Genomic DNA, 26,037 nt, shown 5'->3' with positions numbered 1-26,037 from the left:
TTCCGGCCGGAACGCATCCGCGACGGGAAGGGCCGAACCATGCACCGTTCCGCGCCGGTTCCGCGGACAGCATCCCCCCGACGGTCCACCGACCCCGAACGGCGGGCCGGCGGCCGGCTCACGGCCGGGACGACCCGGCACGCCGGTCCCCCGCCGCCGCTCCCCCACTCCGCGACGGACTCGTCGTCGCCGGAGAACTCTTCCGTGTCGACTGATAACTGAGGTATCCACGTGTTGCGAAAACTGACGTCCTTGCCCAGTGGGAGGGTGGCGAAATGGGTCGTCCTCGCCTTCTGGGTCGTCCTGTTGGTGCCCGCCGTGATGCTGGCGGGCAAGCTCGGCGACGTCGAGGAGAACGACAGCTCGGCGTGGCTGCCCAGCAATGCCGAGTCGACGAAGGTGGTTGAGCGCGTCGAGAAGTTCGGCCTCGCCGATACGGTGCCCGCGATCGTCGTCTACGACCGGGCCGACGGTGTCACCGACGCCGACATGGCGAAGGCAACGGCCGACGCCAAGGCCTTCCAGAACATCCAGAACGTCGTGGGAGACCCCCAGGGGCCGGTCAAGTCCCAGGACGGCAAGGCCGTCCAGACCGTCGTCCAGGTCCAGAAGGACAAGTCGGGCTGGGACGGGCTCGGCAAGGTCGTCGACGCGATGACCGACGTCGGCGAGAAGAACACCGACGGACTCGGCTTCCATGTCACCGGACCGGCCGGCCAGGCGTCGGACTCGATCAAGGCGTTCAGCGGAGGCGGCAGCCTGACCACGATCACCGCGCTCGTGGTGGTCGTGATCCTGCTGCTCACCTATCGCAGCCCCTGGCTGCCCCTGGTGTCGCTGGTGACCGTGGGCGGTGCCCTGATCACCTCGGAAGCCGTCATCTATCTGCTGGCGAAGCACGCCGACCTGGTCGTCAACGCGCAGACCAGTTTCACCCTGACCGTGCTGGTGTTCGGCGCGGCCACCGACTACGCGTTGCTGCTCATCTCCCGGTACCGCGAGGAGCTGCGGCGGCACGAGGACCGGCACGAGGCGATGGCGGAGGCTCTGCACCGCTCCAGCCCCGCGATCATCGCCAGCGCCGCGACCGTCGCCATCAGCCTGATGCTGCTGATGCTGGCCACCCTCAACTCCACCCAGGGACTGGGCCCGGCCTGCGCGGTCGGCGTCCTGGTCGGTCTGCTCGCCATGGTCACCCTGATGCCGGCCCTGCTGGTCATCTGCGGCCGCTGGGTCTTCTGGCCGGTCAAGCCGGCCTACGGCTCCAAGGCTTCGGCCAAGGAGGGCATCTGGACCAAGGTCGGCACGGCCGTCTCCGGAAAGCCGCGGCTGGTGTGGATCGGCACCGCGCTCGCGCTCGGTGTCATGTGCCTGGGCATGTTCAACCTGAAGGCCGACGGGCTCGCCAACAAGGACCAGTTCACCAACAAGCCGCAGACGGCCGTCGGTGAGGAGATCCAGGCCGAGCACTTCCCGGCCGGCTCCGGCGACCCCATCTACGTCGTCACCAAGGCCGCCTCCGCGCAGCAGGTCAGCACCGCGCTGGCCGACGTACGGGGCATCGCCGGGGTCTCGCCGCCGATCGTCGAGGGCGAGGACGCCATCCTGCTCGGTGAGCTGGAGGACAACCCCAGCAGCGACGCCGCCATGCGCACCGTGGAGCAGGCCCGGGACACGGTCCACCGGATCGACGGCGCGGACGCCCAGGTCGGCGGCAACGCGGCGGTCATCCGGGACACCCAGGAGGCGGCCGCCCGCGACTCCCGGGTGATCATCCCCATCGTCCTGGTGGTGGTGTTCCTCATCCTGGCGGCACTGCTGCGGGCCGTCGTCGCGCCGCTGCTGCTCATGGGCACTGTGGTGCTGTCCTTCGGCGCGGCCCTCGGTGTGAGCAGCCTGGTCTTCGAGCACGTCTTCGGCTTCGCGGGCGAGGAGGCGTCCTTCCCGCTGCTGTCCTTCGTGTTCCTGGTGGCCCTGGGTATCGACTACAACATCTTCCTGGTCACCCGGGTGCGTGAGATCGCCCCGCTGCAGGGCACGAGGCCGGCCGCGCTGAAGGGTCTGTCCGCCACCGGAAGCGTGATCACCTCGGCGGGTCTGGTGCTGGCCGGCACCTTCGCGGCGATGGCCTCGCTGCCGCTGGTGTTCGCGGCCGAACTCGGCTTCGCCGTGGCGTTCGGCGTGCTGCTGGACACGCTCGTGGTCCGCTCGGTGCTGGTCACCGCGCTGACCCTGGACGTGGGCCGGTGGATGTGGTGGCCCAGCAACCTGTTCAGGCAGCAGGAGCCCAGCGGGCCGGTGGCGGTCGAGCCGGAGCGCGAGACCGCGCGGGCCTGACCGTCGTCAGGCGACCGTCCGCCCGTTCACGGGCGGTGACAGCCCCTCCGAGGGCGGTGACGGCCCCCCGCGGGGCCGTGACCGCCCTCGCGGCGTTGTACGGCGCCACTGGGGGCGTTGTGAGGCGCCCTCGCGGCGTTGCGAGACGCCCGCGCGGCGTTGCGAGACGCCCTCCCGGCGCTGCGAGACGCCCTCCCGGCGCTGCGAGACGCCCTCCCGGCGCTGCGAGACGCCCTCCCGGCGCTGCGAGACGCCCTGGGGCCCCGGCGCCGCCGAGAGCCCCAGGGGCGGGTCCCTGAGCGTCCTGGGACGCGTCTCTCGACGACCGCGACCCGCCGGTCGGCCGGCACCCGCTCCGACGCTGCCCCGCCGGAGGGCGCCGCTTTGGGCCGAGCCGCCTTGCCAGGAGCCCCGTGAGCGCCCTTGGAGCCCTCGGAGCGCCGGAAGGGCACCTCGCCGCCGGGGCCGCTCACACAGCCCCGGCGGCACCCCGTCGGTCAGTCCAGGGCAGGAGCCTGGCGCAGGATCTCGCTCTCCAGCCGACGCAGGGCCGGGCTCGGGTCGATGCCCAGTTCCTCCGCCATGCGCTGCTGATGCGCCCTCAGGACCGCGAGCGCGTCAGCCTGCCGTCCCGACCGGTACAGCGCCAGGCCGAACAGTTCGCAGCCGTACTCGCGCAACGGATGGGCCTGGGTGAAGGCCGCCAGTTCGGACACGGCCACCTCGTACGCCCCCACGGCGATGAGGCTGGCGCAACGGCCCTCCATCACCGACAGCCGCAGCTCGTCCAGCCGCACCACCTCCGGCGCCACAAGAGCGGCCGCGGTGACCTCGGCGTAGGCCTGGCCCCGCCACAGTGCCAGCCCCGTCTCGAACTCGCGCAGCGCCCGCTCCGGGTCACGCCGGTCCAGGGCCTTCCAGCCGGCTGTGGCGTGCGCGCCGAAGCTCTGGACGTCGACCTCGACGGCCCGGTTGTCCAGCAGATAGCCCTTGCCGCGGGTGCGCAGCACGGTCGCCGGCTGCCGGGGTGCCCGGTCCGGCTCCAGCGCCCTGCGCAGATTGGCCACGTAGGCGTGCAGGGAGGTCATGGCCGAGGGCGGTGGCGCCCCGTCCCACAGTTCCTCCAGCATCACATCGACCGACACGGTCTGTCCCACCTGGCTGACCAGCAGCACCAGCGCGGCCCGCTGCTTGGGGGCGCCCAGCTCCACCCGCCGGCCGGCCACATCCGCCTCCACCGGGCCGAGCACCCGCAGTTCCACCCCGGCCGTGGGTGTCTCCACGACCTTCAGGCGCGGTGCCTCGGCGGGCTGGCCCGGGCCCGGCAGGGTCCGGCGCACGGGTGCCGCGACGCTGCCGCCCTCCCAGTCACCGGCCGCCCGGACACCGGATTCCGGGACGGAGAATTCGAGGTCGAGTTCGAGCGCCTTCGCGAAATACATCTTCATCGTCGCATTCACCCGCCTCAGTTCGCGCACCTCGCGCTCCAGTTCGGCGATGCGCCGTGCGTCACCCGGCCTTTCTCCCGGCCGCCGCTCCAGAGATATTTGGGTCCCCCGCTGATTTGCCATCCGTGAACTCCTCTACATTTTCCAGACCTTGATACGGGCACCGCGGGCAAGCCGAGACCAGGCAGGTGGCAGGTGCGGTGCAGGACATTGGGAGCCGTACACGCGTGCGATCAGCGGAAATGTCTCCGACCCGGAAAAGGGCGAGAACTCCGCATTCGCAGGTGAGCCGGAAAGGTGAATTCGGCCGGCGCTTCGCCGCCGCATCCGGGAGGAACAGCATGAACGGCGTCCAACCGACGTCGGACCGAATCATGCAGCTCATCAACGGCTACTGGGCCACGGGAATTCTGGGCACAGCGGCCGAATACTCGGTGTTCACGCACCTGGCGGACGGCGCGGGCACGGCGGGCGAACTCGCCGTGCGCGCCGGGATCTCGCCGCGTGGTGCGCAGGCCATGCTCGACGGGCTGGTCAGCATCGGCCTGGTCGAGCCGCACGAGGGCCGCTACCGCAACACCGCCGAGGCGGCCGCCTATCTGGTGGAGGGTCCGCCCTCGTCGCTGACCGGCTTCGCGAAGCTCAAGATGGGCCACATGGCCGTGCTGGCGGGGCTGCCCGAGGCCGTCCGGGTCGGGGGCCCGGTGACGGAGCCGGCGGTCGAGGTGGCCGACAACCCGCACTGGGCGGGGCTGGTCCAGGCGCTCGCGGCGCAGTCGGCCCCGGTGGCCGAGATCGCCGCGGACACGCTGAAGCTGGCGGAGGCCGGCGGGATCTCGATCCTGGACATCGGCGGCGGCTCGGGCGTCTACTCCGCGATCTGGCTCGATCGGAACCCCGACGCGCGTTCGACTCAGCTCGACTGGGCACCGATCAACGCCATCGCCGGGCGGCTGCTCACGGAACGGGGTGTGGCGGACCGCGTCACGTTCGCCGAGGGCGACCTGCACTCCGCCGACTTCGGCGAGTCGGCCCATGACATCGTGACCCTCGCCAACATCGCCCACCAGGAGGGCCCGGACGACAACGTGGCGATCTTCGCCAGGATCCGGAACGCGCTGAAGCCCGGTGGCACGCTGGTGATTTCGGAGTACGTCGTCGACGACGACCGCGGCGGGCCGCCCTTCCCGCTCACCTTCGCCGCCGAGATGCTGCTCAAGAGCCGCCACGGCAACAGCTGGAGCCGGGCCGACTACCACGAGTGGCTGGTCAAGGCCGGGTTCGAGGAGGTCATGTTCCAGCGCATTCCGTCCCCGAGCACGCTGATCTTCGCGCGCTGAGCCGTACGGCCGAGGATGGGAACAGGTGGAGGGGGTGCCGACCGGACTCTGTCGGCCCCTCTTCTCTTCGTCCGAGGCCGAGTGGCCGGAACCCGACGACGCGTGGAACGCTGTGCCGGATGAGTAGTGGGCGCAGTCCTTGGTTGCAAGTATATTCTTAGCCTCTTCGCCGATACTTCGTCAAGTCTCTTGTCTGGAGCGGCTGTTCAGTAGGAAGCGGGCCGCCACGACAGTGCGGCGGCCCGCTCGGGCAGGTACCTGGGGGTGCTGGATCAGCCCCCGGGGCCGCCCAGCCGGTCGAGAGTGGCGGCAACGTCACCGGGGTGGTAGTAGGCCCGCCCTGCATGCGTGTAGCGACGCCAGCCGTACTGGTGGGCGTAGCGGTAGACGGAGCCCTTGGCGACGCTCAGCAGGCCGGCGATGTCATCGGCCGTCAGACCGGCCGGCGCGGATTCCCGTTTCATGTTCCCTCTCCTTGGTCCGCATCTGACGGGCGAGCGTGTTCCACCAGGTGACCGGCCATGAATGACCGGGCGTCGTGGTGCACACGATCCTGGGCGGGTGGCGATCACCGCGATGACGGATGAGTGCCGTCAGGTCGCCGTCGCAGTCGCTGTGGGGACAGTGGCCGATCCGCACGCGGCGGCCGGTGTCCGGGTACGCGATCCTGCGGGCGGTCCCCACGAGGGTGCGGACCTCGTCCACCAGTTCTCCGGCGGCCGGATGCCCGGCCAGCCAGTCGAGGTGGCGGTTGAGGAAGCGCGCGAGCTCCGCGATGTCCCGCACCGGGCCCGCGAGGTGCCGCTCCTCGGCCACCAGTGCGGACCAGGACGAGAGGACCGAGCGGATCGCGAAGCGGATCTCGGCCGCGGCGGGGCTCATCGCGTCCGTGGCGAGGTTCCTCCGGGGGGTCCGCCGGATCACGCGCGGACCCGTCGATCCGGAATTCCCGGCACAATCTCCGTACAGAGCCGGAAGATTCAGCAGGGCGTTCCGCAGCTCGTCGCGACAGTCCCTGCACAAGAACTCTCCACGGTCGACGGCGTCCGACTTCTCCTTCGTGCTTTCGCTGTGTGAATTCCTGCACGACACAGCGCTGCATGCCCGATGACGTGACACAGTTTCTCCCCTTGGCGTGCGACCACGCGCCCCCCGCGTGTAGAACCCCCGACGAGCCCGTTCGCGGAAGGATTCGTCGCGCCCGTGACACCCGTCAAGGCATATCTTCCGGCGATAGCGATGCGGTCATTCCGCTTCACCCTCACCGCCGACTCCGGTTTGCTGGTGCGATCGTGGCCGGACGAGGCGGGCCGGGTTGATCGTCAAGGCCGCCTCGCGCGGCCGGCCGTGCGACCAACAGATCGGAACATTTGGTTCCGCCGGTGTTCCACCCCTTCTGAGCTGCCGTTGCCGTCGGATCGACGGCCGGTGAGGCAACTGGACCACTGGCCGGTGCCGCCTCGCCACCGACGCCAGGCGCAGGTCACGGCGGCCCTCGCCGGAAAATCCGCCGCCCGTTCCGCTGGGAGCGAATGCAGTCCGGCGGCGCCACCGGGGCGAGATCAATACCACGCTTTGACTCGATCGAGGGTGTAGGCGCATTCAAGCGCCTGTCCACCGCATCTATCGGCCCGCCACACATACCGGCGGCTGTCCTGATCGCCGCCAAGTCAATACCAATTCGATGATCAGTCCGGGGCAAGTGATTTGGCCGATACTGGTTGCCTCAGCTCGGCACGTCCCCGCGGAACAGCCGGCCCCCGATGGGGAATTCTCCGGAAGAATCGCTCCGATTTCCTGGCGACCGCAGCAACCGATGTGCGAGGTCATTTCAGGCCGAGCCTGTGTCCCTGAACCGAAGACCGCCGAGGCACTGATCGAACCTGAGAGGGAAAAATGTCGTCTGTCCCACGCCGAGTCCTGCTCGCCGAGCCGCACCGCCATCGCGCCAGGGTGCACAGGGCCGTCGACACCGTGGAGCGCGCGTCCGCGTCCCACGGCGCGCCGGTGTACGTACCCAAGGAGATCGTGCACGACGAGCAGGCGCTGATCCTCGTGGTCGGTCCCGCCGACCCGAGCGAGTCGGCCCGCCTGGTCGAGGCCGCGCGGGCCTCAGGAGCCGTCGTGCGGCTGCTGCCGCGCGCGGAGCAGCTGGACGCCGAGTGGCTGACCGGGATGCGGTCGGTACGGCTGAGCGCCGCCGCCGACGCGCCCGAGGCTCTGCTCGAAGACGTCGTCGAGCGGCTCGGGGCCCTCGGGTTCACCGACGTCGATCGGGACGTGCCCGAGACCGAGACCACCACCCCGGGGAGTGTTGTGCTCAAGCTGCGGCAGGTAGCCGACGCGTCGGCGCGGGTCGATTTCGACGCCGGCGACCCGTGCGACCGGCTGCTCGCCCGGACCCGGGCGTGCATCGAGGAACTGCTGAGCGCGGAGTGCGCACGCTGGGGAGAGGTCGACGCGCGGGCCGCGGCGCCGGTCGAGGCCATCGCGGAACTGGTCGCCGCGGGCGGCAAGCTGCTGCGCCCGACCTTCTGCATCAGCGGCTTCCTGGCGGCGGGCGGCAATCCGGCCGAGGAGGACACGGTCGTCGCCGCGTCCGCGGGGCTGGAACTGCTCCAGGTCTTCGCCCTCATCCACGACGACATCATGGACAACTCCCCCGCCCGGCGCGGGGCTCCGACCGTGCACGTCAAGCACGCCGACCTGCACGCCCGCAACGGCTGGGTCGGTGAGCACCGCCGCTACGGCGACGGCGTCGCCATCCTGACCGGCGACCTGGCGCTCGGCTACGCCAACCAGCTCACCCGGAACCTGCGCGGCCCCGCCATGGAGGTCTGGTCGGAGCTGGTCACCGAGATCATCATCGGCCAGCAGCTGGACATCCGCCTGGCCGCCGAGCTGTCGCCGGACCCGGCCCTCGCCCGGTGGGTCGCGGTCTGCAAGTCCGGCCGCTACACCATCCACCGGCCGCTCGCCCTCGGCGCGGCCATCGCGGGACGTCCCGAACTCCAGGCGCCGTTCGAGGAGTACGGCGTCACGGCCGGCGAGGCGTTCCAGCTGCGCGACGACCTGCTGGACGCCTTCGGCGACTCGGCGGCGACCGGAAAGCCGGTCGGTCTCGACATCAGCGAGCACAAGATGACCCTGCTGCTCGCCCTGGGGGCGGCCAGGGACGAGCGGGTGGCCCGCCTGGTCAAGGAAGGCCGTGACGGCGACTGGGACCCCGCCGCCCTGTGCGAGGCGCTGCTCGCCTCCGGCGTACGCCAGGACGTGGAGGACCACATCGACCGGCTCGTGGCGATGGCGCGCACCGCCCTCGACGGGGCCCCGCTGGAGGGCGACTGGCGGCAGCGCCTGAGCAAGCTGGCGGAGCAGGTGGCGTACCGCGACCGCTGAGGTGGCGTACCGCGACCGCTGAGGTGGCGTCCGCGTCGGTCTCGTGAAAGGACATGCTCCGGCCCCGCCGCCTGGTGGGACGTGCGGGCCGCGGGGCCGGGGTGGTGACCGTGGGGCAGGTGCCGGAGGTCCGGGGGAACGCGTCCCGGGCCTTCGGCGCTCGTGCGCCGTTCCTCTGGGGACCGAGACGGGCCCGGCCCGATCGCTCAGCAGTAGTAGTCGATCAGGTCGAACGTCGCGTAGTGGTCCGAGGTGTAGTAGTCCTCCTGGGAGACCTGGCCGGTGACGATGCGCCGGGCTCCGCGGGTGGAGACGCCCGGGGTCTTCACCGTGTACTCGTGGTAGTAGCCGGTGGTGCGCCAGGGCAGGACGTCCTCGCGGTTGTAGAAGACGGCACCGTCCCGGGAGTACGGGAAGGGGCCGCCCTGGTCGATCAGCCGCAGGGTGTCGTACGCCTGGGAGGGCAGGTCGCCGTAACAGATGTCGCCGACCGCAGCGACGGCGGCACCGGCCGGGCCGGCGGAGACGGTTGTGCCCAGGAGGGCGGCGGACAGGAGTGCTGCGACGGCTCCGATGCGGGTGATCCGTGGGGGGAATCTCACGACCCATGATGACGCGCGTAGACAGAGGCGTGTCAATGAACAGGAGGAGGGAATCGCCCGTCACGTCCCATGAGTTTTCGGGGAGTTAACCTGCGGACCTGCGCCCCCACGCCGTTCCCGTGAGCACGAGCGCCCCGCCCAGCAGCCCCAGCACGCCGAGCCGCTCTCCGCCCAGCGCGATCCCGGCCGCGGCCGCCCACAGCGGCTCGGTGCCCAGCAGCAGGCTGACCCGCGAGGGGGAGGTGCGGCGGACGGCCCACATCTGCACGAAGAAGGCGAACAGCGTGCACAGGACGGCCAGGAACAGCAGCCCGGCCCACTCCCGCGGCCCGAAGTCCGTCGCGGTGCCCCACGGCGTCGCGTCGGATCCGGTGGACAGCAACGCGAACACCACCACGGCGGTGCCCAGTTGGACGGTGGTCAGCTCCAACGCCCCGGCGCCCCGTACCGACTTCAGCCGGGCCATCACCAGGACGTGCACGGTCCGGGCGAGGGCGGCGAGCAGCATCAGCACATCGCCCGCCGCGGGCCGGGTGAAGCCGCCGCCCTGGGTGAGCAGCACGACGCCGAGCACCGACAGGGCGGCCGCGCCGAGGAAGGCCCGGGGCGGGCGCTCGCGGGTGACGGCCGCCTCGGCGAGCGGGGTGAAGATCATGGTGAGGCTGATGATGAGGCCTGCGTTGGTCGCCGAGGTGTGCACCACCCCGTACGTCTCCAGCAGGAAGATGCCGCTCAGGATGAGCCCGAGCAGCCCGGCGCCCCGCCACTGGGCGGGCTCCAGCGCGCGCAGCGCCCGCCAGGAGGCGAGCACGAGCACCGGCAGGACGAGGGCGAAGCGCAGCACCAGAACGGCGAGGACCGTGCGGGCGGTGGTGACGTCCTTGGCGGCGAGATAGCTCGCGCCCCAGACGACCGCGACCAGCAGCAGGGGCAGGTCGATGAGCCAGGCGCGGCGGGGTGCGAGAGCGGAGGGTACGGCGATCGTCGACACGGCGGATGCGGCTCCCGGTCTCCAGCGGGCAAGCGGGCGTGGAGACGGCGGCGGCTCGCACGGGAACGGTCACCGTACCCGCACGGATGATCTCTCGACCAGCCCCTTTCCGATGGGCGAGGGCCTGCCGGGGCTTCCGGCGGATCCTGCCTTCCCGAGATCCGGCGTCCGCGGATCGGGCACCCACGGATCGGGCCTTGCCGGGATCGGGCACCGCGGATCAGGCACCCGCGGATCGGGCCTTTGCGGATCAGGCCTCCGGGGGCAGGTCGAAGCTGCCGAACTCGGGCGGGCCGGCCAGGTCGTACGTCTGGAGGGAGACGCCCGCCGGGGTGACGCGGCCGCCGGTGTGCCGGAAGGCGGTCGGGACGGCGCCCTCGCGGAACAGGCGGAAGCCGTCGCCGAGGACCACGGGGAAGGTCAGCAGGTGCAGGGTGTCGACGAGCCCGAGGTCGAGCAGGCTGCCGAGCAGGGCGCCGCTGCCGTGGATCTGGACCTCGCCGTCGGTGCGCTCCTTCAGGTCGGCGATCTCCTTGGCGAGGTCGCCGCGGATCACGGTGGTGCCGGCCCAGTCCGGGGTGTCGAGGGTGGTGGAGACGACGTACTTCGGCAGGGCGTTCAGCTTGGTGGCGACCGGGTCGGCCGGGTCGGAGATCCGGGGCCAGTAGGAGGCGAAGATGTCGTACGTACGGCGGCCGAGGAGGAACGCGCCGGGCCGGGCGAAGACCTCGGTGACGAACGCGCCGAAGTCCTCGTCGCCGTAGGGGACGACCCAGCCGCCCTGTCCGAAGCCGCCGGTGGTGTCCTCCTGGGGGGCGCCGGGACCCTGGTAGACGCCGTCGAGGGTGACGAAGATGGTGGAGACGAGCTTGCCCATGGCGGGTGCCTTCTTCCGGGGTGCGGGGTCTGTTCTCATCAGGTCAGACCCCGCCGGGCCCCGCAACTCATCGCTTCAGCCCTGATGGGTCGAGAAAAGTCCTCCGGTCGGGCCCTGCTTGTCGCCGCCCTGGGCCTTGCGCAGGGCGTTGGCCAGGCCCTCGATGGTGAGGGACTGCAGGATGACGCGGCCGCTGCCCTCCAGGGTGGCCAGGGACAGGCCCTCGCCGCCGAACACGGCGTTCATCATGCCCTGGCGGCTGAAGCCGCCGACACGCTGGACGCCGTACTGGATGCCCTCCTCGAAGGCGACCACGCAGCCGGTGTCGACCTCGACGCGGCCGCCGAAGTCGGCCGGGTTCAGGTCGATGAAGTTGCCCGCGCCCGCGATGATCACCGTGCCCCGGCCGGTGAACTTCTCCAGGACGAAGCCCTCGCCGCCCTTCGTGCCGGTGCGGCCGCCCTGGAAGGCGATGCCGAAGTCGACGGTCGACTCGGCGGCGACGAAGGCGTCCTTCTCGGCGAACCACGCGCGCGTGCCGTCCAGCTCCAGGGCCCGCATCTCGCCGGGGAGCACCCCGGCGAAGGCGACCGTGCCCTCGCCGCTCTGCGCGGTGAAGTACTGGAAGGCCAGCGACTCGCCCGCCAGCACGCGCTGGCCGACCTGCATGGCGGTGCCCATCGCCTGCCGGAGCAGGCCGCTGCCTCTGCCTCCGGAGGCATCCGAGCCGCTCGGGCCGCTCTGCTGCCCGCCCCCGCCGGACGGGCCGCTCAGCCGGGTCTCCATCGTCACGTTCGTCGTCTTGAACAGGAACTTCCCCGCCTCGCAGTACACGGTCTGCCCCGGGGCGAGGTTCACGACCGCCATCTGCATGGCGTTGCCGACGATTTCTTGCTGAAGAGTCACACAAGGGGAACGGCCCGCCGGATCCCCGAGTTCCGGCCCAGGCACCCGCTCCCCCGTGGTCGACGTCCGCTCGCCTCCGGCGTCCAGGGGCGCGCACCGCTGAGACGGTCGTATGACGACGACGAACGACATGGCCCTGAACAGCGGCGACGCACCTCTGAACGGGCCTCTGAACGGGCCTCTGAACGGCCCTTTGAACGGCAAGGTGGCCCTGGTCACCGGAGGCGGTCGCGGGATCGGCGCGGCGACAGCGCTGCGGCTGGCGCGGGCGGGGGCCGATGTGGCGCTGACGTATGTGAAGGGCAGGGAGGCGGCCGAGGAGGTCGTCCGGGCGGTTCAGGCGCTGGGGCGCCGGGCGGCGGCCCTGCGCGCGGACGCCGGGGACGCGGCGCAGGCGGCCGGAGCGGTACATGGGGCGGCCGAGGCGCTGGGCCGGCTCGACGTGCTGGTGAACAACGCGGGCGTCGGGGTGCTGGGGCCGCTCGCCGAGCTGGGCCTCCAGGAGGTCGACCGCCTGCTCGCGGTGAATGTGCGCGGTGTGTTCCTGGCCTCGCGGGCGGCGGCGGAACGCATGGCGGACGGCGGGCGGATCATCATCGGCACGTGTATGACCCAGCGCGTGCCCGGTCCCGGCGGGACGCTCTACGCCACCGGCAAGGCCGCGCTGACCGGCCTGGCGAAGGCGCTCGCCCGTGAGCTCGGCCCGCGCTGGATCACCGCCGATGTCGTCCACCCCGGCCCCACCGACACCGATCTGAATCCGGCGGACGGCCCGTACGCGGCCGGCCAGACCGCCCTGACCGCCCTCGGCCGCTTCGGCACCGCCGACGAGGTCGCGGCGATGGTCACCTACCTCGCGGGTCCGGACGCGGCGTACGTCACGGGCGCGGAGTTCTCGGTCGACGGCACGCACGCGGCGTGACGTACGGAGGGGCGCACCGGTGCCGTCCAAGCCCGACCCGCCTCACGCTCCCGCGCACCACCGGCACCCTCCGGAACCGATACCCGGGGCGGTGCCGGCCGCCGAGTCGGCGCGCGGCGGGCATGCGACTTGGCAGACCAGTGCTGTCCCAAGCCGGTACGCCCTACGGCCTCGCGCACCACCGGCACCGTCCGCGACCGATACCCGGCGCGATGCCGGCCGGCCGAGTCGGCACGCGGCGTGACATGCGCAGGGCGCACCAGTGCCGTCCAAGCCCGACCCGCCCCACGCCCCCACGCCCCCGCGCACCACCGGCACCCTCCGGAACCGATGCCCGCCACGGGGACGGCCGCCGAGTCGGCGCGCGGCGTGACCTGCGACAGGGCGCGCCGGGGTCAGCCGCCGAGCTCCTGGTGGCGGGCCGCCAGGGCGGTGGTGCCCTGTTCGGTCAGGGAGCCGTACAGGCGCAGACGCGAGATGCCGCCGTCGGGGTAGATGTCCACGCGCGCGTGGCTGGCGACGGCCGGTTCGGGCAGTACGAAGCGGTGGTTGGTGTCGGGCTGGAGGCGGGTGCGCGGGAGGATCTCCGTCCACGGCCCGGCCCCGTTCTCGTCGGCGTCCCGCACCGACACCGAGGCCCAGCCCGCGCTGTTGCCCTTCAGACAGGCCGTGTCGATCTCGATCGCGCGGATCTGCGACTGGGCCGCGAGGCGGTAGCGGATCCAGTCGTTGCCCTGGTCGCGGCGGCGGCGGGTCTCCCAGCCGTCGTCCATCTTGCGGGAGCGGCCGGGCTGGATGGTGTTGGTGGCGGGCGAGTAGAAGAGGTCGGAGGCGTCCTCGACCCGGCCGCCGTTCTCCAGCGCGACCACGTCGAAGGTGCCGAGGACCGCCAGCCACGCCGGGTCGGGCACGACCTCGCCGTGGACCCGCAGGCGGGCTATGCCGCCGTCGGGGTGCTGGTTGACGCGCAGGTGCGTGAAGCGCTGTTCCGCGGACACGGCGAAGCCGTTCGCCGCGTGGCCGCCGACCGGGGTGCGCGGGACGAGGGTCGTCCACTTCACGCCGTCGCCCAGCAGTTCCTCCGGAGAGGGCGAGCCCGGTACGCAGGCGCCCTCGACCGACACCGCCTGCGGGTAGTTGCCGCGGAAGTGGGCCGTGTCGACCACGATGCCCCGGATCACCCCGGGCGCGCCGAGTCGGACCAGCGCCCAGTCGTGGTCGTCGGCCGTGGGCCACGGGTGCCCGGCCGAGGCGCCTCGCCGGCGCCGCGTCTCCCAGCCGTCCATGATCTTGCCCTTGTGGCCGAAGTGCTCGGGGTCGAACTCGGCGCGTCCGGGCACGAGCAGGTTCTCGCGCTGGGCGAAGAACTCGTCGTTGGCGGCGACGACCCCGGCCCCGAGCTGCCGGTCGGCGAGGTTGGCGTACTGGGTGAAGGGGAAGTCGGCGGTGCGGTAGTCCGCGTACGGGTCTCCGCCTTCGTAGGGGTTCGCGTCGCCGGTGAAGCTGGGTGTCGCCGTCACGGTGATCAGGTCTGCCTTTCGAAGCTCGATGGGTGGGATTCAGTCGGTCCGGGTGAGCAGGCGTCCCTTCGGCTCGGTGAACTCGCCGTCGGCGACGATGCGTTCGCCGCGCAGCCAGGTGGACTTCACGACTCCGTACAGGGTCTTGCCGGCGTACGCGGTGACGCGGTTGCGGTGCTGGAGGGCGGCGGGGTCGACGGTGAAGGTCTCGTCGGGGGCGAGGACGGCGAAGTCGGCGTCGCGGCCGGCCTCGATGGCGCCCTTGCGTGCCAGGCCCGCGAGGCGGGCCGTGCGCGTGGACATCCAGCGGACGACGTCCTCCAGGCCGTGTCCCCGCCCGCGGGCCTCGGTCCACACGGCGGCCAGGCTGAGCTGGAGGCCGGAGATGCCGCCCCAGGCGGTGGCGAAGTCGTCGGTCTTCAGGTCGGCGGTGGACGGGGAGTGGTCGGTGACCACGCAGTCGATGGTGCCGTCGGCGAGGGCCTGCCAGAGCAGGTCCTGGTTGGCGGCCTCCCGGATGGGCGGGCAGCACTTGAACTCGCTGGCGCCGTCCGGGACTTCCTCGGCGGTCAGGGTGAGGTAGTGCGGGCAGGTCTCGACGGTGATGCGTACGCCCTCGGCCTTGGCCTCGGCTATCAGCGGCAGCGCGTCGCTGGAGGACAGGTGCAGGACGTGCACGCGCGCTCGCAGCCGCTTCGCCTGCGCGATGAGCTGGGCGATGGCGGTGTCCTCGGCGTCGCGCGGGCGGCTGGCGAGGAAGTCGGCGTACCTGGGGCCGCCGTGCTGCGGGGCGGCGGCCAGGTGGTGCGGGTCCTCGGCGTGCACGATGAGCAGGCCGTCGAAGGAGGCGATCTCGGCCAGGGACCGGGCGAGCCGGTCCTGGTCCAGGTGCGGGAACTCGTCCACGCCGGACGGCGACAGGAACGCCTTGAAGCCGAAGACGCCGGACTCGTGCAGCGGGCGCAGGTCCGCGACGTTGTCGGGCAGGGCGCCGCCCCAGAAGCCGACGTCGATGTGCGCCTTGTCGGCGGCGACCTCCTGCTTCACCTTCAGATGGGCGACCGTGGTGGTCGGCGGGAGGGAGTTGAGCGGCATGTCGACGAGGGTGGTGATGCCGCCGGCCGCCGCCGCGCGTGTGGCGGTCCAGAAGCCCTCCCACTCGGTGCGCCCGGGGTCGTTGACGTGCACATGGGTGTCGACCAGGCCGGGCAGCAGGACGTCGTCGCCGAGGTCCTCCAGCCGGGCACCGGCCGGCACGGGGGCGTCGTACGGCAGTACGGCGGTGATGGTGCCGTCGGCGACCGCCACCGACGCGGCGCGCGTCCCCTCGGGCGTGATGACGCGCGTCGAGCGCAGCACCAGTTCAGCGTCGGACACCCGGACCCCTCTCTGCCGCGTTTACTTCCGCGTAACGAAATTCAACACTCTGTTGAATCTGCACAGGAGTCTTCACTCCCGCCGGAGCGCCGTCAAGAGCGGACCCCTCCACAGTGCACCCGTCGCGCACTCTCTGGGTATTTCCACAAAACGGAAATAAGATTCCGGTGAGCAGAATGTAGCTACGCACAACAGGGGAGTCAACCGGCCGCCGGGTAGGCTTCAGCCCTCTCGCCAGTCCCGAAAGGAACGCGCCGTGCCGACGTCCAGGGCCAGCACCAACGACTCCAAGTCCGCCACGGGTGGGGTCCAGTCCCTCGAGCGCGCCTTCGACCTCCTGGAGCGGATGGCCGACGCCGGCGGCGAGGTGGGCCTGAGCGAGCTGTCGGCCAGCAGCGGACTGCCGCTGCCCACCATCCACCGCCTCATGCGGACCCTGGTGGCCTGCGGCTACGTCCGCCAGCAGCCCAACCGCCGCTACGCCCTGGGCCCCCGGCTGATCCGCCTCGGCGAGTCGGCCTCCCGGCTGCTCGGCACCTGGGCCCGGCCCTATCTCGCCCAGCTGGTCGAGGAGACCGGGGAGACCGCGAACATGGCCCTGCTGGACGGCGACGAGATCGTCTATGTCGCCCAGGTGCCCTCGAAGCACTCCATGCGCATGTTCACCGAGGTGGGCCGCCGGGTGCTGCCGCACTCCACGGGCGTCGGCAAGGCCCTGCTCGCCGGCACCCCGGACGACGAGGTGCGCGCGCTGCTCGCCCGCACCGGCATGCCGGCCGCCACGGAGAAGACCATCACCACGCCCGAGGGCTTCCTCGCCGCCCTGGCGGACGTACGCCGGCTCGGGTACGCCGTCGACGACAACGAGCAGGAGATCGGCGTGCGCTGCCTCGCCGTCTCGGTGCCCGACGCCCCCACCGCCGCCGCCATCTCCATCTCGGGTCCGGCGGGCCGCGTGACCGAGGACGCGACGGACAGGATCGTGCCGGTCCTGCGGCAGGTGGCGGCGGAGCTGTCCGAGGCGCTGGCGAGCTCGGGTCCGACGGCGTGATCCGCGGCGGGCCCCTACGCTGAGGAGAGGGGGACCCCCAATCCAGAGCGAGGTGGTCTGCATGCTGCCGGAGAGCAAGTTCTGGTCCTCGGGCCAGTGGCAGGTCAAGGACGGGAACACCGAGGAGTTCGTCCAGGGCTGGCACGAGTTCCTCACCTGGACCCGTAGCGAGTACAAGGCATGCCTCGGGGCGCGGCTGATCCAGCAACTGAGGCAGCAGGACTCCTTCGTGTCCTTCGCCTCCTGGGAGAACGTGGAGGCGATGGCGGCCTGGCAGGCCTCGCCCCAGTTCAAGGAGCGGTACGACGCGCTGTGCGCGCTGTGCGAGAACGTGCACAGCGGAGCCTACGAACTGGCCGTCGAGGTCTGATCCTTCCCTCGGGCACCCAGGGGCGCGGTGGCCGCCCGAACCGCCCGGCGGCCGCTCAGCGGCGCGGCGGCAGGGCGAATCGTTCCACCGCGTCCCGCACGTCCGCGAGTCCCCGGGACAGCGCGCTCACCGACCCGATCGCCCCGGCGATCAGCAGCAACGACCGGCGCAGACGCGGGATGTCGGGAGCGCCCTCGATCGTCATCGCGGCGAGCGCGGCGAGTTCGTCCTCGGCGACGGCACGGTCCGGGAACTCGGCCGGGAGGGCGGCGAGTTCGCGGCGCAGCCGGGACACCACGGTCCGCAGACCCGCCACTCTGGGGTCCTCGTCGCCGCCCGTCACCGGTCTCTGCCCCAAGCTCCGCAACACAGTTCCTCCCCCGGCCCGCCAGGGCCTGCCGTCGCCTTCCCGCCCACCCCGCGACGCCCGGCCCTCACCGCCCGGCGGCTCGCGGGTCAGTAAACGCCACCCGCTGCTCATGCGCCACCACTGAGCGCGAAATTCCGCCTGCGGGGGCCGCACGGTTGACGCGCTGTCAGGTATGCAGGAGCCATGACCGAACAGATCGAAGACCCGGTCGCGGGACTGGTGCTCGCCGCGGGCGGCGGGCGGCGGCTCGGCGGGCGGCCCAAGGCCCTGCTGGTGCACCGTGGCCGCCCTCTGGTGGAACACGCCGTCGCGGCGCTGCGCGCGGCCGGCTGCACGCGGGTGCACGTGGTGCTCGGGGCACGCGCCGACGCCGTGCGCGAGCGTGCGGAGCTGGCCGGCTGCGTGCTCGTGGACAACCCGGAGTGGGAGGAGGGCATGGGCTCCTCACTGCGCGCCGGACTCGCCTCCCTCGGCCGGACGAACGCGCGGGCGGCGCTCGTGTCGCTCGTCGACCAGCCGGGCGTCGGCGCGGCCGCGATGAGCCGCGTACGGGCCGCCTGGGACGACGAGGACTCCCTCGCCGCGGCCTCCTACCACGGGGTGCGCGGCCATCCCGTGCTGTTCGGGTCGGCCCACTGGGCGGGTGTCGCGGCAAGCGCCACGGGCGACCGAGGGGCGCGGGACTACCTGCGGGAACACGCGGCTCGGGTCAGGCTGGTGGAGTGCGGCGACGTGGCCGAGGCCCATGACATCGACACCGAGGCGGACCTGGGACACCTTGAGTGAACGGGGTGGCACCGTGCGCCACCTTCCCTCGTCCCGGAGAATCTCGACATCAACAAACCATTGAAGTTCCACAATGAGGAAACTACTATCCACTGATCAGAAGCACCCGACCGCACAGCCGGTGCGAATCCTCCCCGTTCGTACGTCCAGGCACCCGGTGCCACCGCTGAAGGAAGTGACAGCTCATGTCCGCACCAGCGCCGTCTCCGCTGGCCATCGTCGATGCCGAGCCCCTGCCCCGGCAGGAGGAGGTCCTCACCGATGCGGCGCTCGCCTTCGTGGCCGAGCTGCACCGGCGGTTCACGCCCCGGCGTGACGAGCTCCTCACCCGCCGGGCGGAGCGCCGCGCCGAGATCGCCCGCACCTCCACCCTCGACTTCCTCCCCGAGACCGCCGCCGTCCGCGCGGACGACTCCTGGAAGGTGGCCCCCTCCCCCGCCGCGCTGAACGACCGCCGCGTCGAGATCACCGGCCCCACCGACCGCAAGATGACGATCAACGCCCTCAACTCGGGCGCGCGGGTGTGGCTCGCGGACTTCGAGGACGCCTCCGCGCCCACCTGGGAGAACGTCGTCACCGGCCAGCTCAACCTGATCGACGCCTACACCCGCGCCATCGACTTCACGGATGAGCGCAGCGGCAAGTCGTACGCACTGAAGGCCCCCGACGAGCTCGCCACCGTCGTCATGCGCCCGCGCGGCTGGCACCTGGACGAACGGCACCTGAAGGTCGACGGACGGCCCGTGCCCGGCGCGTTCGCCGACTTCGGCCTGTACTTCTTCCACAACGCCCAGCGGCTGCTGGACCTCGGCAAGGGCCCGTACTTCTATCTGCCGAAGACCGAGTCCTACCTGGAGGCCCGCCTCTGGAACGACGTCTTCGTCTTCGCCCAGGACCACGTCGGCATCCCCCAGGGCACCGTCCGCGCCACCGTCCTGATCGAAACGATCACGGCAGCGTACGAGATGGAGGAGATCCTCTACGAACTGCGCGACCACGCCTCGGGGTTGAACGCGGGCCGCTGGGACTACCTGTTCTCCATCGTGAAGAACTTCCGGGACGGCGGACCGAAGTTCGTCCTGCCGGACCGCAACGCGGTCACGATGACGGCCCCGTTCATGCGCGCGTACACCGAACTCCTCGTGCGCACCTGCCACAAGCGCGGCGCGCACGCGATCGGCGGCATGGCGGCGTTCATCCCGTCCCGCCGGGACGCCGAGGTCAACAAGATCGCCTTCGAGAAGGTCCGCGCCGACAAGGACCGTGAGGCGGGCGACGGCTTCGACGGCTCCTGGGTCGCCCACCCCGACCTGGTGCCGATCGCCATGGAGTCCTTCGACAAGGTCCTCGGCGACCGCCCGAACCAGAAGGACCGGCTGCGCGAGGAGGTCCGTGTCGAGGCCGCCGACCTGATCGCCGTCGACTCGCTCAAGGCCCGGCCGACGTACAACGGGCTCGTCAACGCCGTCCAGGTCGGCATCCGTTACATCGAGGCCTGGCTGCGCGGACTCGGCGCGGTCGCCATCTTCGACCTGATGGAGGACGCGGCCACCGCCGAGATCTCCCGCTCGCAGATCTGGCAGTGGATCAACGCCGGCGTCGAGTTCGAGAACGGCGAGCGGGCCACCCCGGAGCTGGCCCGCAAGGTCGCCGCCGAGGAGCTGGACGCCCTGCGCGAGGAGCTCGGCGAGGAGGCCTTCGCGGCCGGCCACTGGCAGCAGGCGCACGATCTGCTCCTGGAGGTCGCCCTCGACGAGGACTACGCGGACTTCCTCACCCTGCCCGCCTACGAGCAGCTCAGGGGCTGACCTCGGGCCCCGCCGCGCTGTCCGAGTGGCCCAGGGACTTCCCCGGGGCCACTCGGTCGCGTACGGCCCGCTTGACCTCCGTGGGTTCCGGGAAGCCCTGCTCGCGGCGGTCCCAGACCACCTCGTCGTCCACCCGCACCACGAACACCCCGCCCTTGCCGGGCTTGAGGGACAGTTCGTCCAGCTCGGTCTCGAACGTGGTGAGCAGTTCCTGCGCCAGCCAGGCCGCGCGCGGCAGCCACCGGCACTGGGTGCAGTACTCGATCTGGACCCGTCCGCTCATCCCAGGTGCACCGACCAATCCTGTTCCGCGGCCGGCTTGCCGTGCAGGTCGGGGACCCGCTTCAGCCAGTCGGGCCGGCCCTGTTGTGTCCGCGCCGCACGCCGGGCGTTCTCGGCGGCGAGCTCCTCCCCGCTGGGGAAGTCTGTGGGCAGCCAGCGCTCCGACGCCAGCACGCGCGCGTGGAGGTGGGCCACATACGCCTCGCGCGCCGCGCCGGGCGTCGCGAAGCCGGTGTCGTCGAGCCAGGCGTCCGGCACCTCGGCGACGATCCCGCGCAGCAGCTCCTCGGTCACCTTCGACGCGAGCTCGGCGTCGGCGGCCCGCACGTCGGGGCCGTAGTGGCCGAGGGCGTGGTGGCGGAAGTCGTAGGCCCTGCCCGGGTCCGCGCTGTCCCAGCGGTGGTGGAAGACGAGAGCGGCCCCGTGGTCGATGAGCCACAGCCGGGGCGGCACGGTGCCCAGCGTCGGCCAGATCATCAGGTTGGAACTGTGGACCGTACGGTCGACGTTGACGGTCAGGGCGTCCAGCCACACGATCCGGCCCGCCTCCAGCGGGTCCACCCGGAAGGTCCTGGCGACCTCGGGGGTGAAGTCCCGGGCGCCCGGGAGAAGGTCCATGCCGAGGTTGACGCCCGCGCTCGCCCCGTGCAGCTCGCGCACCTCCTGGTGCGGCTCGTGCGCGGCGACGGACGGGTCGAAGTGGACCAGCACCAGCTCGGGGAAGCGCAGGCCCAGCGCCCGCGCCAGCTCGCCGACGATCACCTCGGCGACCAGCGCCTTGTGGCCCTGCGCGGAGCCGGTGAACTTCACGACATAGGTGCCGAGGTCGTCGGCCTCGACCACGCCGGGGACGGAGCCCCCGGACCGGAGGGGTTCGACGTAGCGGGTGGCGGTGACCTCTCTCAGCATCTTTCCGGGCCACCTGCCTCTTCGTTCTCCGGTACGAAGTGAGCATAGTAACCGCGGGTGACTCCCGGCGAGGCGTGCCCGCCTCACTGTGCCGCACGCGGACGGCGGACCGCCGACGCCGCGGGCCGCCCGCCCTCCGGGGCGGCACATGGGTGATCTCTCCCGCGTTCCGGCACCGACGACCCGGCGGGCGCCGCGGCTCCCTGTTTGATGGGGTCACGCGCGATCGAATCGAGGAAACGTGGCCGGCGACACCACGGACACCCACCCGCCCGAGACGCTGAAGGCCGACGCGATCGGCTTTCTCGACGCGATGGTCATCGGGCTCAACTCCACCTCCCCCGCGTACTCGCTGGCCGCCGCCATCGGACCGGTCGTGGCGCTCGTGGGTGTGTACGCCCCCGGCGTGATGGTGGCGTCGTTCGTCCCGATGCTGTTGATCGCCTCGGCGTTCTACTACCTGAACAAGGTCGACCAGGACTGCGGCACGACCTTCTCGTGGGTGACGCGTGCGATGGGCCCCTGGGCGGGGTGGCTCGGCGGGTGGGCCATCGCGATGACCGGTGTCCTGGTGGTCGGGTCCCTGGCGGACGTCGCGGTGACCTTCGCCCTGCTCGCCTTCGGCCTGGACAGCTGGGCCGAGAACGAGTTCGTGCGCCAGTCGCTCACGGTGCTGGTCATCCTCGTGATGACGGCCCTGTGCGTCATCGGCACCGAGCTGTCGGCGAAGGTCCAGAACGTCCTCATCCTCGCGCAGGTCGCCTGCCTGCTCGCCTTCGCCGTGGTGGCGTTGTACCGGGTCTACGCGGACACCGGCACGCTCGGCTCCATCGACCCCTCGTTCTCCTGGCTCAACCCCTTCGGGGCCGGCGGCGCCCCGCTGACCGCGTCCCTGCTGCTGGGCGTGTTCATCTACTGGGGCTGGGAGTCGGCGGTCAACCTCACCGAGGAGGTCGAGGACTCCGCCACCGCTCCCGGCAAGGCGGCCATCTGGTCGACGGTCATCCTGCTGGTGACGTACGTGTCGGTCGCCATCGCGGTCGTGGCCTACGCCGGGACGGCGTACCTGTCCGAGAACGCCGCGGAGGAGGAGTTCGTCTTCGCCCTGCTGGCCGGCGAGTCGATGGGGAGCTGGGACTGGGTCGTCCTGCTCGCGGTCTCGACCTCCGCGCTGGCATCGACGCAGACGACGATCATCCCCGCCTCCCGTACGGCGCTGTCCATGGCGCGCCGTCGCGCGCTGCCGGCGCACTACGCGCACATCAGCCCACGGTTCCGCACCCCCGACGTGAGCACCTGGTGGGTCGCCGGCATCGCCATCGCCTGGTACCTCGTCGTCCGCCAGATCAGCGAGAACGCCCTGTTCGACTCGCTCACCGCGCTGTCCCTGCTGATCGCCTTCTACTACGCCCTCACCGGCATCGCGTGCGCGGTCTACTACCGCCGCCATCTGACCGAGAACCTGCACCAGTTCGTCCTCATCGGCCTCGGCCCGCTGGTCGGCGCGGGACTGCTCATCTGGCTGCTGGTGGAGTCGATCGGCGACATGGCCGATCCCGCGAACTCCTACAGCGGCGTCTCGTGGTTCGGGCTCGGACCCCCGCTGGTCATCGGGATCGGCATCACCGCGGTGGGCGTGGTCCTCATGGTCGTGCAGCGTCTGGTGTCGCCCGCCTACTGGTCGGAGCGCCCCCAGGTGGCCGACCCCGAACTCGTCCACGGTGACAAGGAGTCCTGAAGATGTCGGTCGTCCTCGGCTACGACGAGTCCCCGGGCGCGGTCCGCGCGCTGCGTGTCGCCATCGAGGTGTCGGCCGCGTTCGGTGAGCCGCTCGTACTGGTCTACGGCGCGGCGGCACCGGGCGCCGTGGGCGAGGAGGCCGCCGCTCATCGCGAGGCCCTCCACGAGGCGGGACGCGCCGCGCTGGATCACGCCGTCCAGGTGGCCGACGAGAGCGGCGTACGGACCACCGTCGAACTCATCGACCAGAAACCGGCGGAGGCGCTGATCAACGCCGCGCAGCGGCACGCGGCACGGTTCATCGTGGTCGGCAGCTGGGGCGAGAGTCCCCTTCGAGGAGCCCTCCTGGGGTCGACACCCCACAAACTGCTGCATCTGTCCCCCGTCCCGGTCCTGTGCGTGCCCACCGAGGCGTGACGGCACGTCCAGCGCGTGCCCACCGAGGCGTGACGGCACATCCTGCGCGTGCCCACCGAGGCGTGACGGCACGTCCTGTGCGTGCCCACCGAGGGACGACGGCACCGGCCACGGACCTGTTTCGGCCACGATAGGCTCAGCCGACCCACGCGTCGCGCGTCGACCTCTGCCACCTCTGCCTGCCGCGAGGGCTGGTCACACCGACGGTCCCGGCCACGGCCGGGGGATGGCGCGTGGCCGGAATTGAACAGGGGCCGACCCGCTTCCGTACGAGTACGGACGGGGCGGGTGCCACCCGACGAGCGCGAGGAGGGGCGATGGCCGACCGCGGCATGCTCCGCGCGGCGCGGGTGGCGGTGTTCAGCCTCGTGGTGGTCCTGCTCGCGGCCACCGGGCACGGCCTGGCCGCCGGGCACCGGCCGCCTCTCGCCCTGGTCGCGGGCGGCGGCGCGGCCGTCGCCGTCATCGCGGGGCGGCTCGCCGGACGTGAGCGCTCCCTGGCGGAGATCAGTGGCGCGGTGGTGGCAGCGCGGGCCGACCCGGCAAGGCCGCCGTGCCCCGGTGGGCCGCGCGCCCGCGCGCGGCACCTGGCGGCGGGTGCCCTGGCCCGCCCTGGCCGTCATCGTCCCGCTGACCGTCGCCGCGGCTGGGCGCTTCCCCTGCTGGGCTGGTCCCTGCTGGGCTGGTCCCTGCTGGCCTTCCTGGTCCTGGACGGTGTGCTGGGACTCCTCCAGCGGCGCCGCGCCGGCCGTCCGGCCGCGCGGGCCTGACGCGGGGCCGGGTCCGCGCGATCCCCTCGCGCGGACCCGGTACGGGATCGGCGGTGGCCCCCGCGGCCCTGGACCGGTTCGCCACGGCCTGACACCCGCGGACGGCGCCCCCTCACCCCCCGGCCAGCGGGTTCGGCAGCGGCCGGTAGCGCGCGTCGGCCCCGTCGGCACCGGTCCAGCGCAGCAGCAGGTTGGTCTTGCCGGGCAGGGTGGGCGAGGCGAGCAGCGCGGCGACCTCCGGCAGGTCGTGCCGGGCCAGTTCACGGCGTGCGGCGGGCCACGGGTCGAGGCCGGGGGCGCGCTCGGCGAGACAGGCGGCGACCTCCATCAGATGGTTGACGACCAGGCAGTACACCAGGCGCTCCCAGCCCGCCGCCCGGTCCACGTCGGACAGCAGTTTCACGCCCTCGGCGTCCCGGAACAGGGCCTGCGCCGGCATACCGTCGGCGTCCACCGCGACGAGCGTGTTCTGCAGGTGCGCCTCGACGACGACCCCGTGGTCCGCGAAGGCCGCCAGGGCCGGGGGCACGACGGCCCTCAGATATGCCTCCCACCAGGCCGCCGGGTCCGCCGCGCGGTCCAGCGGGCTGCCCTCGAAGCCCTCCACCAGCCCGGCGCACAGCACCGGGGTCGTGCCGGGCAGCAGGTGTCCGGCGAAGCCCTCGCGCACCAGCACGGCCAGTTCCTCGAAGGCGAACCGGGCGGTGCGGTAGCCGACGTCACCGAGCCAGGCGGCGCCTTCGGGGGCCGCCGTGAAGGCGTGGGCGGCGGCCGTGTCGGTGCGGCGCAGCCTGAGCAGGTCGTGGCGCCACAGGCGGCGGATGTCGTTGGTGATGCGCACGTCCAGGCTGAACTTGAGGAACAGGTCCCGCTCGGGCGTGTACAGCGTGCGGATCGCCGCCGTCGGCCACAGCGGGAAGTCGGTCGTGCCGAGCCTGAGCAGGCGCCCGTCGGCGAGGGCCGGGGCCAGCTCCCGGCCCACCAGGTCCAGTTGCCAGGGGTGCGCGGGCAGCAGCCGGTAGCCGGGCGGTGCCTCGCCGAGGGCGTCCAGCGCCGAGGTGTCGCCCTCCTCGGCGACCTCGTCCTCGCGCAGCCCCAGCAGCACCACGGGGAAGCGGGCGTACGCCTCCGGCGCGTAGGGCAGCCAGGCGGTCGCGGGTCCGCCGCCGCGCGCCTTCGGGGCCGGGTGGTACGGGTGGCCGGTGACCAGGGACTGCTCGGAGCGCAGATAGAGGTCGTCGGGCGGGGTGGCACGCGCGCGTGCGGCGAGGATCGCGGCGACCGCGTCCCGTCCGGCGGCGATCTCGGCGGGCAGCTCGTGGTTGGACCGGCCGGTGTGCGCGGTCAACTCCTCGGCGACGAGCTTCACCAGCTCGGCGTGGTCCAGGCAACGCCAGCCGCCGTCCGTGCGCACCTGCGCCTCGGCGGGCCGCCGGGTGCCGCGCACCCGCAGCAGCCGGCCGCCGGGCAGCCGGTGTACTAACCACCCGGCGCCGTGCTCCAGCGGCTGCGCCACCTCCCGCAGCAGGCAGTTGAGCAGTGGCGCGGCCGCGCAGGCGTCGGCGCGCGCGGCGATGCCGTCGCCGTGGACGATCGCGACGCCGTGCGCGAGTCCGTCGTGGTGGGCGATTCCGTCCGGCGCGGTGACGTCGTCCGGCGTGGTGAGGCCGTCGGCGGGTACGGCGTCGTCACCGGCGGGCGGGGGCAGGAAGTCCACGCGATCCACTCGTTCTCTGCGGTCCGTTCGGGCGGGAACGATCAGTATCGCCGTCGTCACGCCTCGCCGTGACCGTCGTACGCTCTCCGTTCCCGTAC

24 protein-coding genes are annotated in these 26,037 nt (G+C 72.0%); 11 read left to right on the top strand and 13 right to left on the bottom strand.

The annotated features are described in order from the left end of the window. The first annotated feature begins 231 nt into the window (after nt 1–231). Nucleotides 232–2,337, top strand: coding sequence for an MMPL family transporter (locus ABZZ79_RS09320; protein ID WP_356688132.1), 2,106 nt, complete (start codon nt 232–234; stop codon nt 2,335–2,337). Between the two features lie 497 nt (nt 2,338–2,834). Here ABZZ79_RS09320 and ABZZ79_RS09315 read toward each other — a convergent pair whose 3' ends face one another. Beyond that, nucleotides 2,835–3,908 (bottom strand): AfsR/SARP family transcriptional regulator, encoded by a 1,074-nt coding sequence (locus tag ABZZ79_RS09315; RefSeq protein WP_356688130.1) that lies wholly within the window; start codon nt 3,906–3,908, stop codon nt 2,835–2,837. A gap of 218 nt (nt 3,909–4,126) precedes the next feature. On the opposite strand from ABZZ79_RS09315, the gene ABZZ79_RS09310 reads away from it, so the two are divergent. Then, the gene (locus ABZZ79_RS09310; protein ID WP_356688128.1) at nt 4,127–5,125 is read left to right on the top strand and encodes a class I SAM-dependent methyltransferase; all 999 of its coding nucleotides are present in this window, start codon (nt 4,127–4,129) and stop codon (nt 5,123–5,125) included. Nucleotides 5,126–5,397: 272 nt separating this feature from the next. On the opposite strand, the gene ABZZ79_RS09305 is transcribed toward ABZZ79_RS09310, so the two are convergent. Both ABZZ79_RS09305 and ABZZ79_RS09300 read right to left on the bottom strand, forming a co-directional pair. After that, nucleotides 5,398–5,589: a hypothetical protein gene (locus ABZZ79_RS09305; protein ID WP_356688126.1), complete on the bottom strand. Its 192-nt coding sequence runs from the start codon at nt 5,587–5,589 to the stop codon at nt 5,398–5,400. Next, nucleotides 5,549–6,049: a hypothetical protein gene (locus tag ABZZ79_RS09300; protein ID WP_356688124.1), complete on the bottom strand. Its 501-nt coding sequence runs from the start codon at nt 6,047–6,049 to the stop codon at nt 5,549–5,551. Before ABZZ79_RS09300 ends, ABZZ79_RS09305 begins: the two co-directional genes overlap by 41 nt. 972 nt (nt 6,050–7,021) lie before the next feature. Here ABZZ79_RS09300 and ABZZ79_RS09295 point away from each other — a divergent pair. Continuing rightward, nucleotides 7,022–8,524 (top strand): polyprenyl synthetase family protein, encoded by a 1,503-nt coding sequence (locus ABZZ79_RS09295; RefSeq protein WP_356688122.1) that lies wholly within the window; start codon nt 7,022–7,024, stop codon nt 8,522–8,524. Between the two features lie 206 nt (nt 8,525–8,730). Here ABZZ79_RS09295 and ABZZ79_RS09290 read toward each other — a convergent pair whose 3' ends face one another. The 4 genes from ABZZ79_RS09290 to ABZZ79_RS09275 form a co-directional block, all read right to left on the bottom strand. Next, complete coding sequence (locus ABZZ79_RS09290; RefSeq protein ID WP_356688120.1) at nt 8,731–9,126, bottom strand: ribonuclease domain-containing protein; 396 nt, start codon at nt 9,124–9,126, stop codon at nt 8,731–8,733. 85 nt (nt 9,127–9,211) lie between these two features. Next, complete coding sequence (locus ABZZ79_RS09285; RefSeq protein ID WP_356688118.1) at nt 9,212–10,117, bottom strand: DMT family transporter; 906 nt, start codon at nt 10,115–10,117, stop codon at nt 9,212–9,214. Between the two features lie 250 nt (nt 10,118–10,367). Further along, nucleotides 10,368–10,994, bottom strand: coding sequence for a dihydrofolate reductase family protein (locus ABZZ79_RS09280; protein WP_356688116.1), 627 nt, complete (start codon nt 10,992–10,994; stop codon nt 10,368–10,370). A 75-nt stretch (nt 10,995–11,069) separates the two neighbouring features. Continuing rightward, nucleotides 11,070–11,900, bottom strand: coding sequence for an AIM24 family protein (locus tag ABZZ79_RS09275; protein ID WP_356688114.1), 831 nt, complete (start codon nt 11,898–11,900; stop codon nt 11,070–11,072). A 130-nt stretch (nt 11,901–12,030) separates the two neighbouring features. On the opposite strand from ABZZ79_RS09275, the gene ABZZ79_RS09270 reads away from it, so the two are divergent. Further along, nucleotides 12,031–12,822 carry an SDR family oxidoreductase gene (locus ABZZ79_RS09270; protein ID WP_356688290.1) on the top strand — a complete coding sequence of 264 codons (792 nt, stop codon included), beginning with the start codon at nt 12,031–12,033 and terminating at the stop codon, nt 12,820–12,822. A gap of 395 nt (nt 12,823–13,217) precedes the next feature. On the opposite strand, the gene alc is transcribed toward ABZZ79_RS09270, so the two are convergent. Next, the gene (gene alc / locus ABZZ79_RS09265; RefSeq protein ID WP_356688112.1) at nt 13,218–14,342 is read right to left on the bottom strand and encodes an allantoicase; all 1,125 of its coding nucleotides are present in this window, start codon (nt 14,340–14,342) and stop codon (nt 13,218–13,220) included. A gap of 39 nt (nt 14,343–14,381) precedes the next feature. After that, the gene (allB, locus tag ABZZ79_RS09260) at nt 14,382–15,719 is read right to left on the bottom strand and encodes an allantoinase AllB (protein ID WP_356688110.1); all 1,338 of its coding nucleotides are present in this window, start codon (nt 15,717–15,719) and stop codon (nt 14,382–14,384) included. A 256-nt stretch (nt 15,720–15,975) separates the two neighbouring features. Between allB and ABZZ79_RS09255 the strand changes: the two genes are divergently transcribed. Together ABZZ79_RS09255 and ABZZ79_RS09250 are read left to right on the top strand one after the other, a co-directional pair. Next, nucleotides 15,976–16,770, top strand: a complete 795-nt coding sequence (locus ABZZ79_RS09255; protein WP_356688108.1) for an IclR family transcriptional regulator — start codon at nt 15,976–15,978, stop codon at nt 16,768–16,770. 61 nt (nt 16,771–16,831) lie between these two features. Then, nucleotides 16,832–17,140, top strand: coding sequence for an antibiotic biosynthesis monooxygenase family protein (locus ABZZ79_RS09250; protein ID WP_356688106.1), 309 nt, complete (start codon nt 16,832–16,834; stop codon nt 17,138–17,140). 55 nt (nt 17,141–17,195) lie between these two features. On the opposite strand, the gene ABZZ79_RS09245 is transcribed toward ABZZ79_RS09250, so the two are convergent. Continuing rightward, a complete protein-coding gene (locus tag ABZZ79_RS09245) occupies nt 17,196–17,483 on the bottom strand; it encodes a DUF5955 family protein (protein WP_356688288.1) in 288 nt (95 codons plus the stop codon). 210 nt (nt 17,484–17,693) lie between these two features. Here ABZZ79_RS09245 and ABZZ79_RS09240 point away from each other — a divergent pair, with 210 nt between their 5' ends. Together ABZZ79_RS09240 and aceB are read left to right on the top strand one after the other, a co-directional pair. Then, complete coding sequence (locus tag ABZZ79_RS09240; protein ID WP_356688104.1) at nt 17,694–18,296, top strand: nucleotidyltransferase family protein; 603 nt, start codon at nt 17,694–17,696, stop codon at nt 18,294–18,296. A 185-nt stretch (nt 18,297–18,481) separates the two neighbouring features. Continuing rightward, nucleotides 18,482–20,104, top strand: a complete 1,623-nt coding sequence (aceB, locus tag ABZZ79_RS09235) for a malate synthase A (RefSeq protein ID WP_356688102.1) — start codon at nt 18,482–18,484, stop codon at nt 20,102–20,104. On the opposite strand, the gene ABZZ79_RS09230 is transcribed toward aceB, so the two are convergent. Both ABZZ79_RS09230 and ABZZ79_RS09225 read right to left on the bottom strand, forming a co-directional pair. After that, nucleotides 20,094–20,387, bottom strand: a complete 294-nt coding sequence (locus ABZZ79_RS09230; protein ID WP_356688100.1) for an Rdx family protein — start codon at nt 20,385–20,387, stop codon at nt 20,094–20,096. The genes aceB and ABZZ79_RS09230 overlap by 11 nt on opposite strands. Next, nucleotides 20,384–21,295, bottom strand: coding sequence for a HipA family kinase (locus ABZZ79_RS09225; protein ID WP_356688099.1), 912 nt, complete (start codon nt 21,293–21,295; stop codon nt 20,384–20,386). The genes ABZZ79_RS09230 and ABZZ79_RS09225 overlap by 4 nt, the downstream gene beginning before the upstream one ends. A gap of 313 nt (nt 21,296–21,608) precedes the next feature. Between ABZZ79_RS09225 and ABZZ79_RS09220 the strand changes: the two genes are divergently transcribed. The 3 genes from ABZZ79_RS09220 (at nt 21,609) to ABZZ79_RS09210 (ending at nt 24,222) form a co-directional block, all read left to right on the top strand. Then, the gene (locus ABZZ79_RS09220) at nt 21,609–23,033 is read left to right on the top strand and encodes an APC family permease (RefSeq protein ID WP_356688286.1); all 1,425 of its coding nucleotides are present in this window, start codon (nt 21,609–21,611) and stop codon (nt 23,031–23,033) included. A 2-nt stretch (nt 23,034–23,035) separates the two neighbouring features. After that, nucleotides 23,036–23,452 (top strand): universal stress protein, encoded by a 417-nt coding sequence (locus ABZZ79_RS09215; protein WP_356688097.1) that lies wholly within the window; start codon nt 23,036–23,038, stop codon nt 23,450–23,452. Between the two features lie 317 nt (nt 23,453–23,769). Beyond that, nucleotides 23,770–24,222 (top strand): hypothetical protein, encoded by a 453-nt coding sequence (locus ABZZ79_RS09210; protein ID WP_356688095.1) that lies wholly within the window; start codon nt 23,770–23,772, stop codon nt 24,220–24,222. Nucleotides 24,223–24,334: 112 nt separating this feature from the next. On the opposite strand, the gene ABZZ79_RS09205 is transcribed toward ABZZ79_RS09210, so the two are convergent. Then, complete coding sequence (locus ABZZ79_RS09205) at nt 24,335–25,948, bottom strand: IucA/IucC family protein (protein ID WP_356688093.1); 1,614 nt, start codon at nt 25,946–25,948, stop codon at nt 24,335–24,337. Nucleotides 25,949–26,037: the final 89 nt, after the last annotated feature.

This window comes from Streptomyces sp. NPDC006458 (genome assembly GCF_040612135.1).
In the GTDB taxonomy this organism is placed as follows: domain Bacteria; phylum Actinomycetota; class Actinomycetes; order Streptomycetales; family Streptomycetaceae; genus Streptomyces.
The sequence above is the reverse complement of the archived record's forward strand: the minus strand, read 5'-3'. Positions and strand labels throughout refer to the sequence as shown.

Bases quoted from the DNA above. Each gene is read 5' to 3' on its own strand.
- ABZZ79_RS09280 (WP_356688116.1), bottom strand. From the start codon at position 10,994: ATGGGCAAGCTCGTCTCCACCATCTTCGTCACCCTCGACGGCGTCTAC.
- ABZZ79_RS09215 (WP_356688097.1), top strand. From the start codon at position 23,036: ATGTCGGTCGTCCTCGGCTACGACGAGTCCCCGGGCGCGGTCCGCGCG.
- ABZZ79_RS09250 (WP_356688106.1), top strand. From the start codon at position 16,832: ATGCTGCCGGAGAGCAAGTTCTGGTCCTCGGGCCAGTGGCAGGTCAAG.
- aceB (WP_356688102.1), top strand. From the start codon at position 18,482: ATGTCCGCACCAGCGCCGTCTCCGCTGGCCATCGTCGATGCCGAGCCC.
- ABZZ79_RS09240 (WP_356688104.1), top strand. From the start codon at position 17,694: ATGACCGAACAGATCGAAGACCCGGTCGCGGGACTGGTGCTCGCCGCG.
- ABZZ79_RS09315 (WP_356688130.1), bottom strand. From the start codon at position 3,908: ATGGCAAATCAGCGGGGGACCCAAATATCTCTGGAGCGGCGGCCGGGA.
- ABZZ79_RS09220 (WP_356688286.1), top strand. From the start codon at position 21,609: ATGGTCATCGGGCTCAACTCCACCTCCCCCGCGTACTCGCTGGCCGCC.
- ABZZ79_RS09270 (WP_356688290.1), top strand. From the start codon at position 12,031: ATGGCCCTGAACAGCGGCGACGCACCTCTGAACGGGCCTCTGAACGGG.
- ABZZ79_RS09210 (WP_356688095.1), top strand. From the start codon at position 23,770: ATGGCCGACCGCGGCATGCTCCGCGCGGCGCGGGTGGCGGTGTTCAGC.
- ABZZ79_RS09225 (WP_356688099.1), bottom strand. From the start codon at position 21,295: ATGCTGAGAGAGGTCACCGCCACCCGCTACGTCGAACCCCTCCGGTCC.
- ABZZ79_RS09305 (WP_356688126.1), bottom strand. From the start codon at position 5,589: ATGAAACGGGAATCCGCGCCGGCCGGTCTGACGGCCGATGACATCGCC.
- ABZZ79_RS09230 (WP_356688100.1), bottom strand. From the start codon at position 20,387: ATGAGCGGACGGGTCCAGATCGAGTACTGCACCCAGTGCCGGTGGCTG.
- ABZZ79_RS09310 (WP_356688128.1), top strand. From the start codon at position 4,127: ATGAACGGCGTCCAACCGACGTCGGACCGAATCATGCAGCTCATCAAC.
- ABZZ79_RS09295 (WP_356688122.1), top strand. From the start codon at position 7,022: ATGTCGTCTGTCCCACGCCGAGTCCTGCTCGCCGAGCCGCACCGCCAT.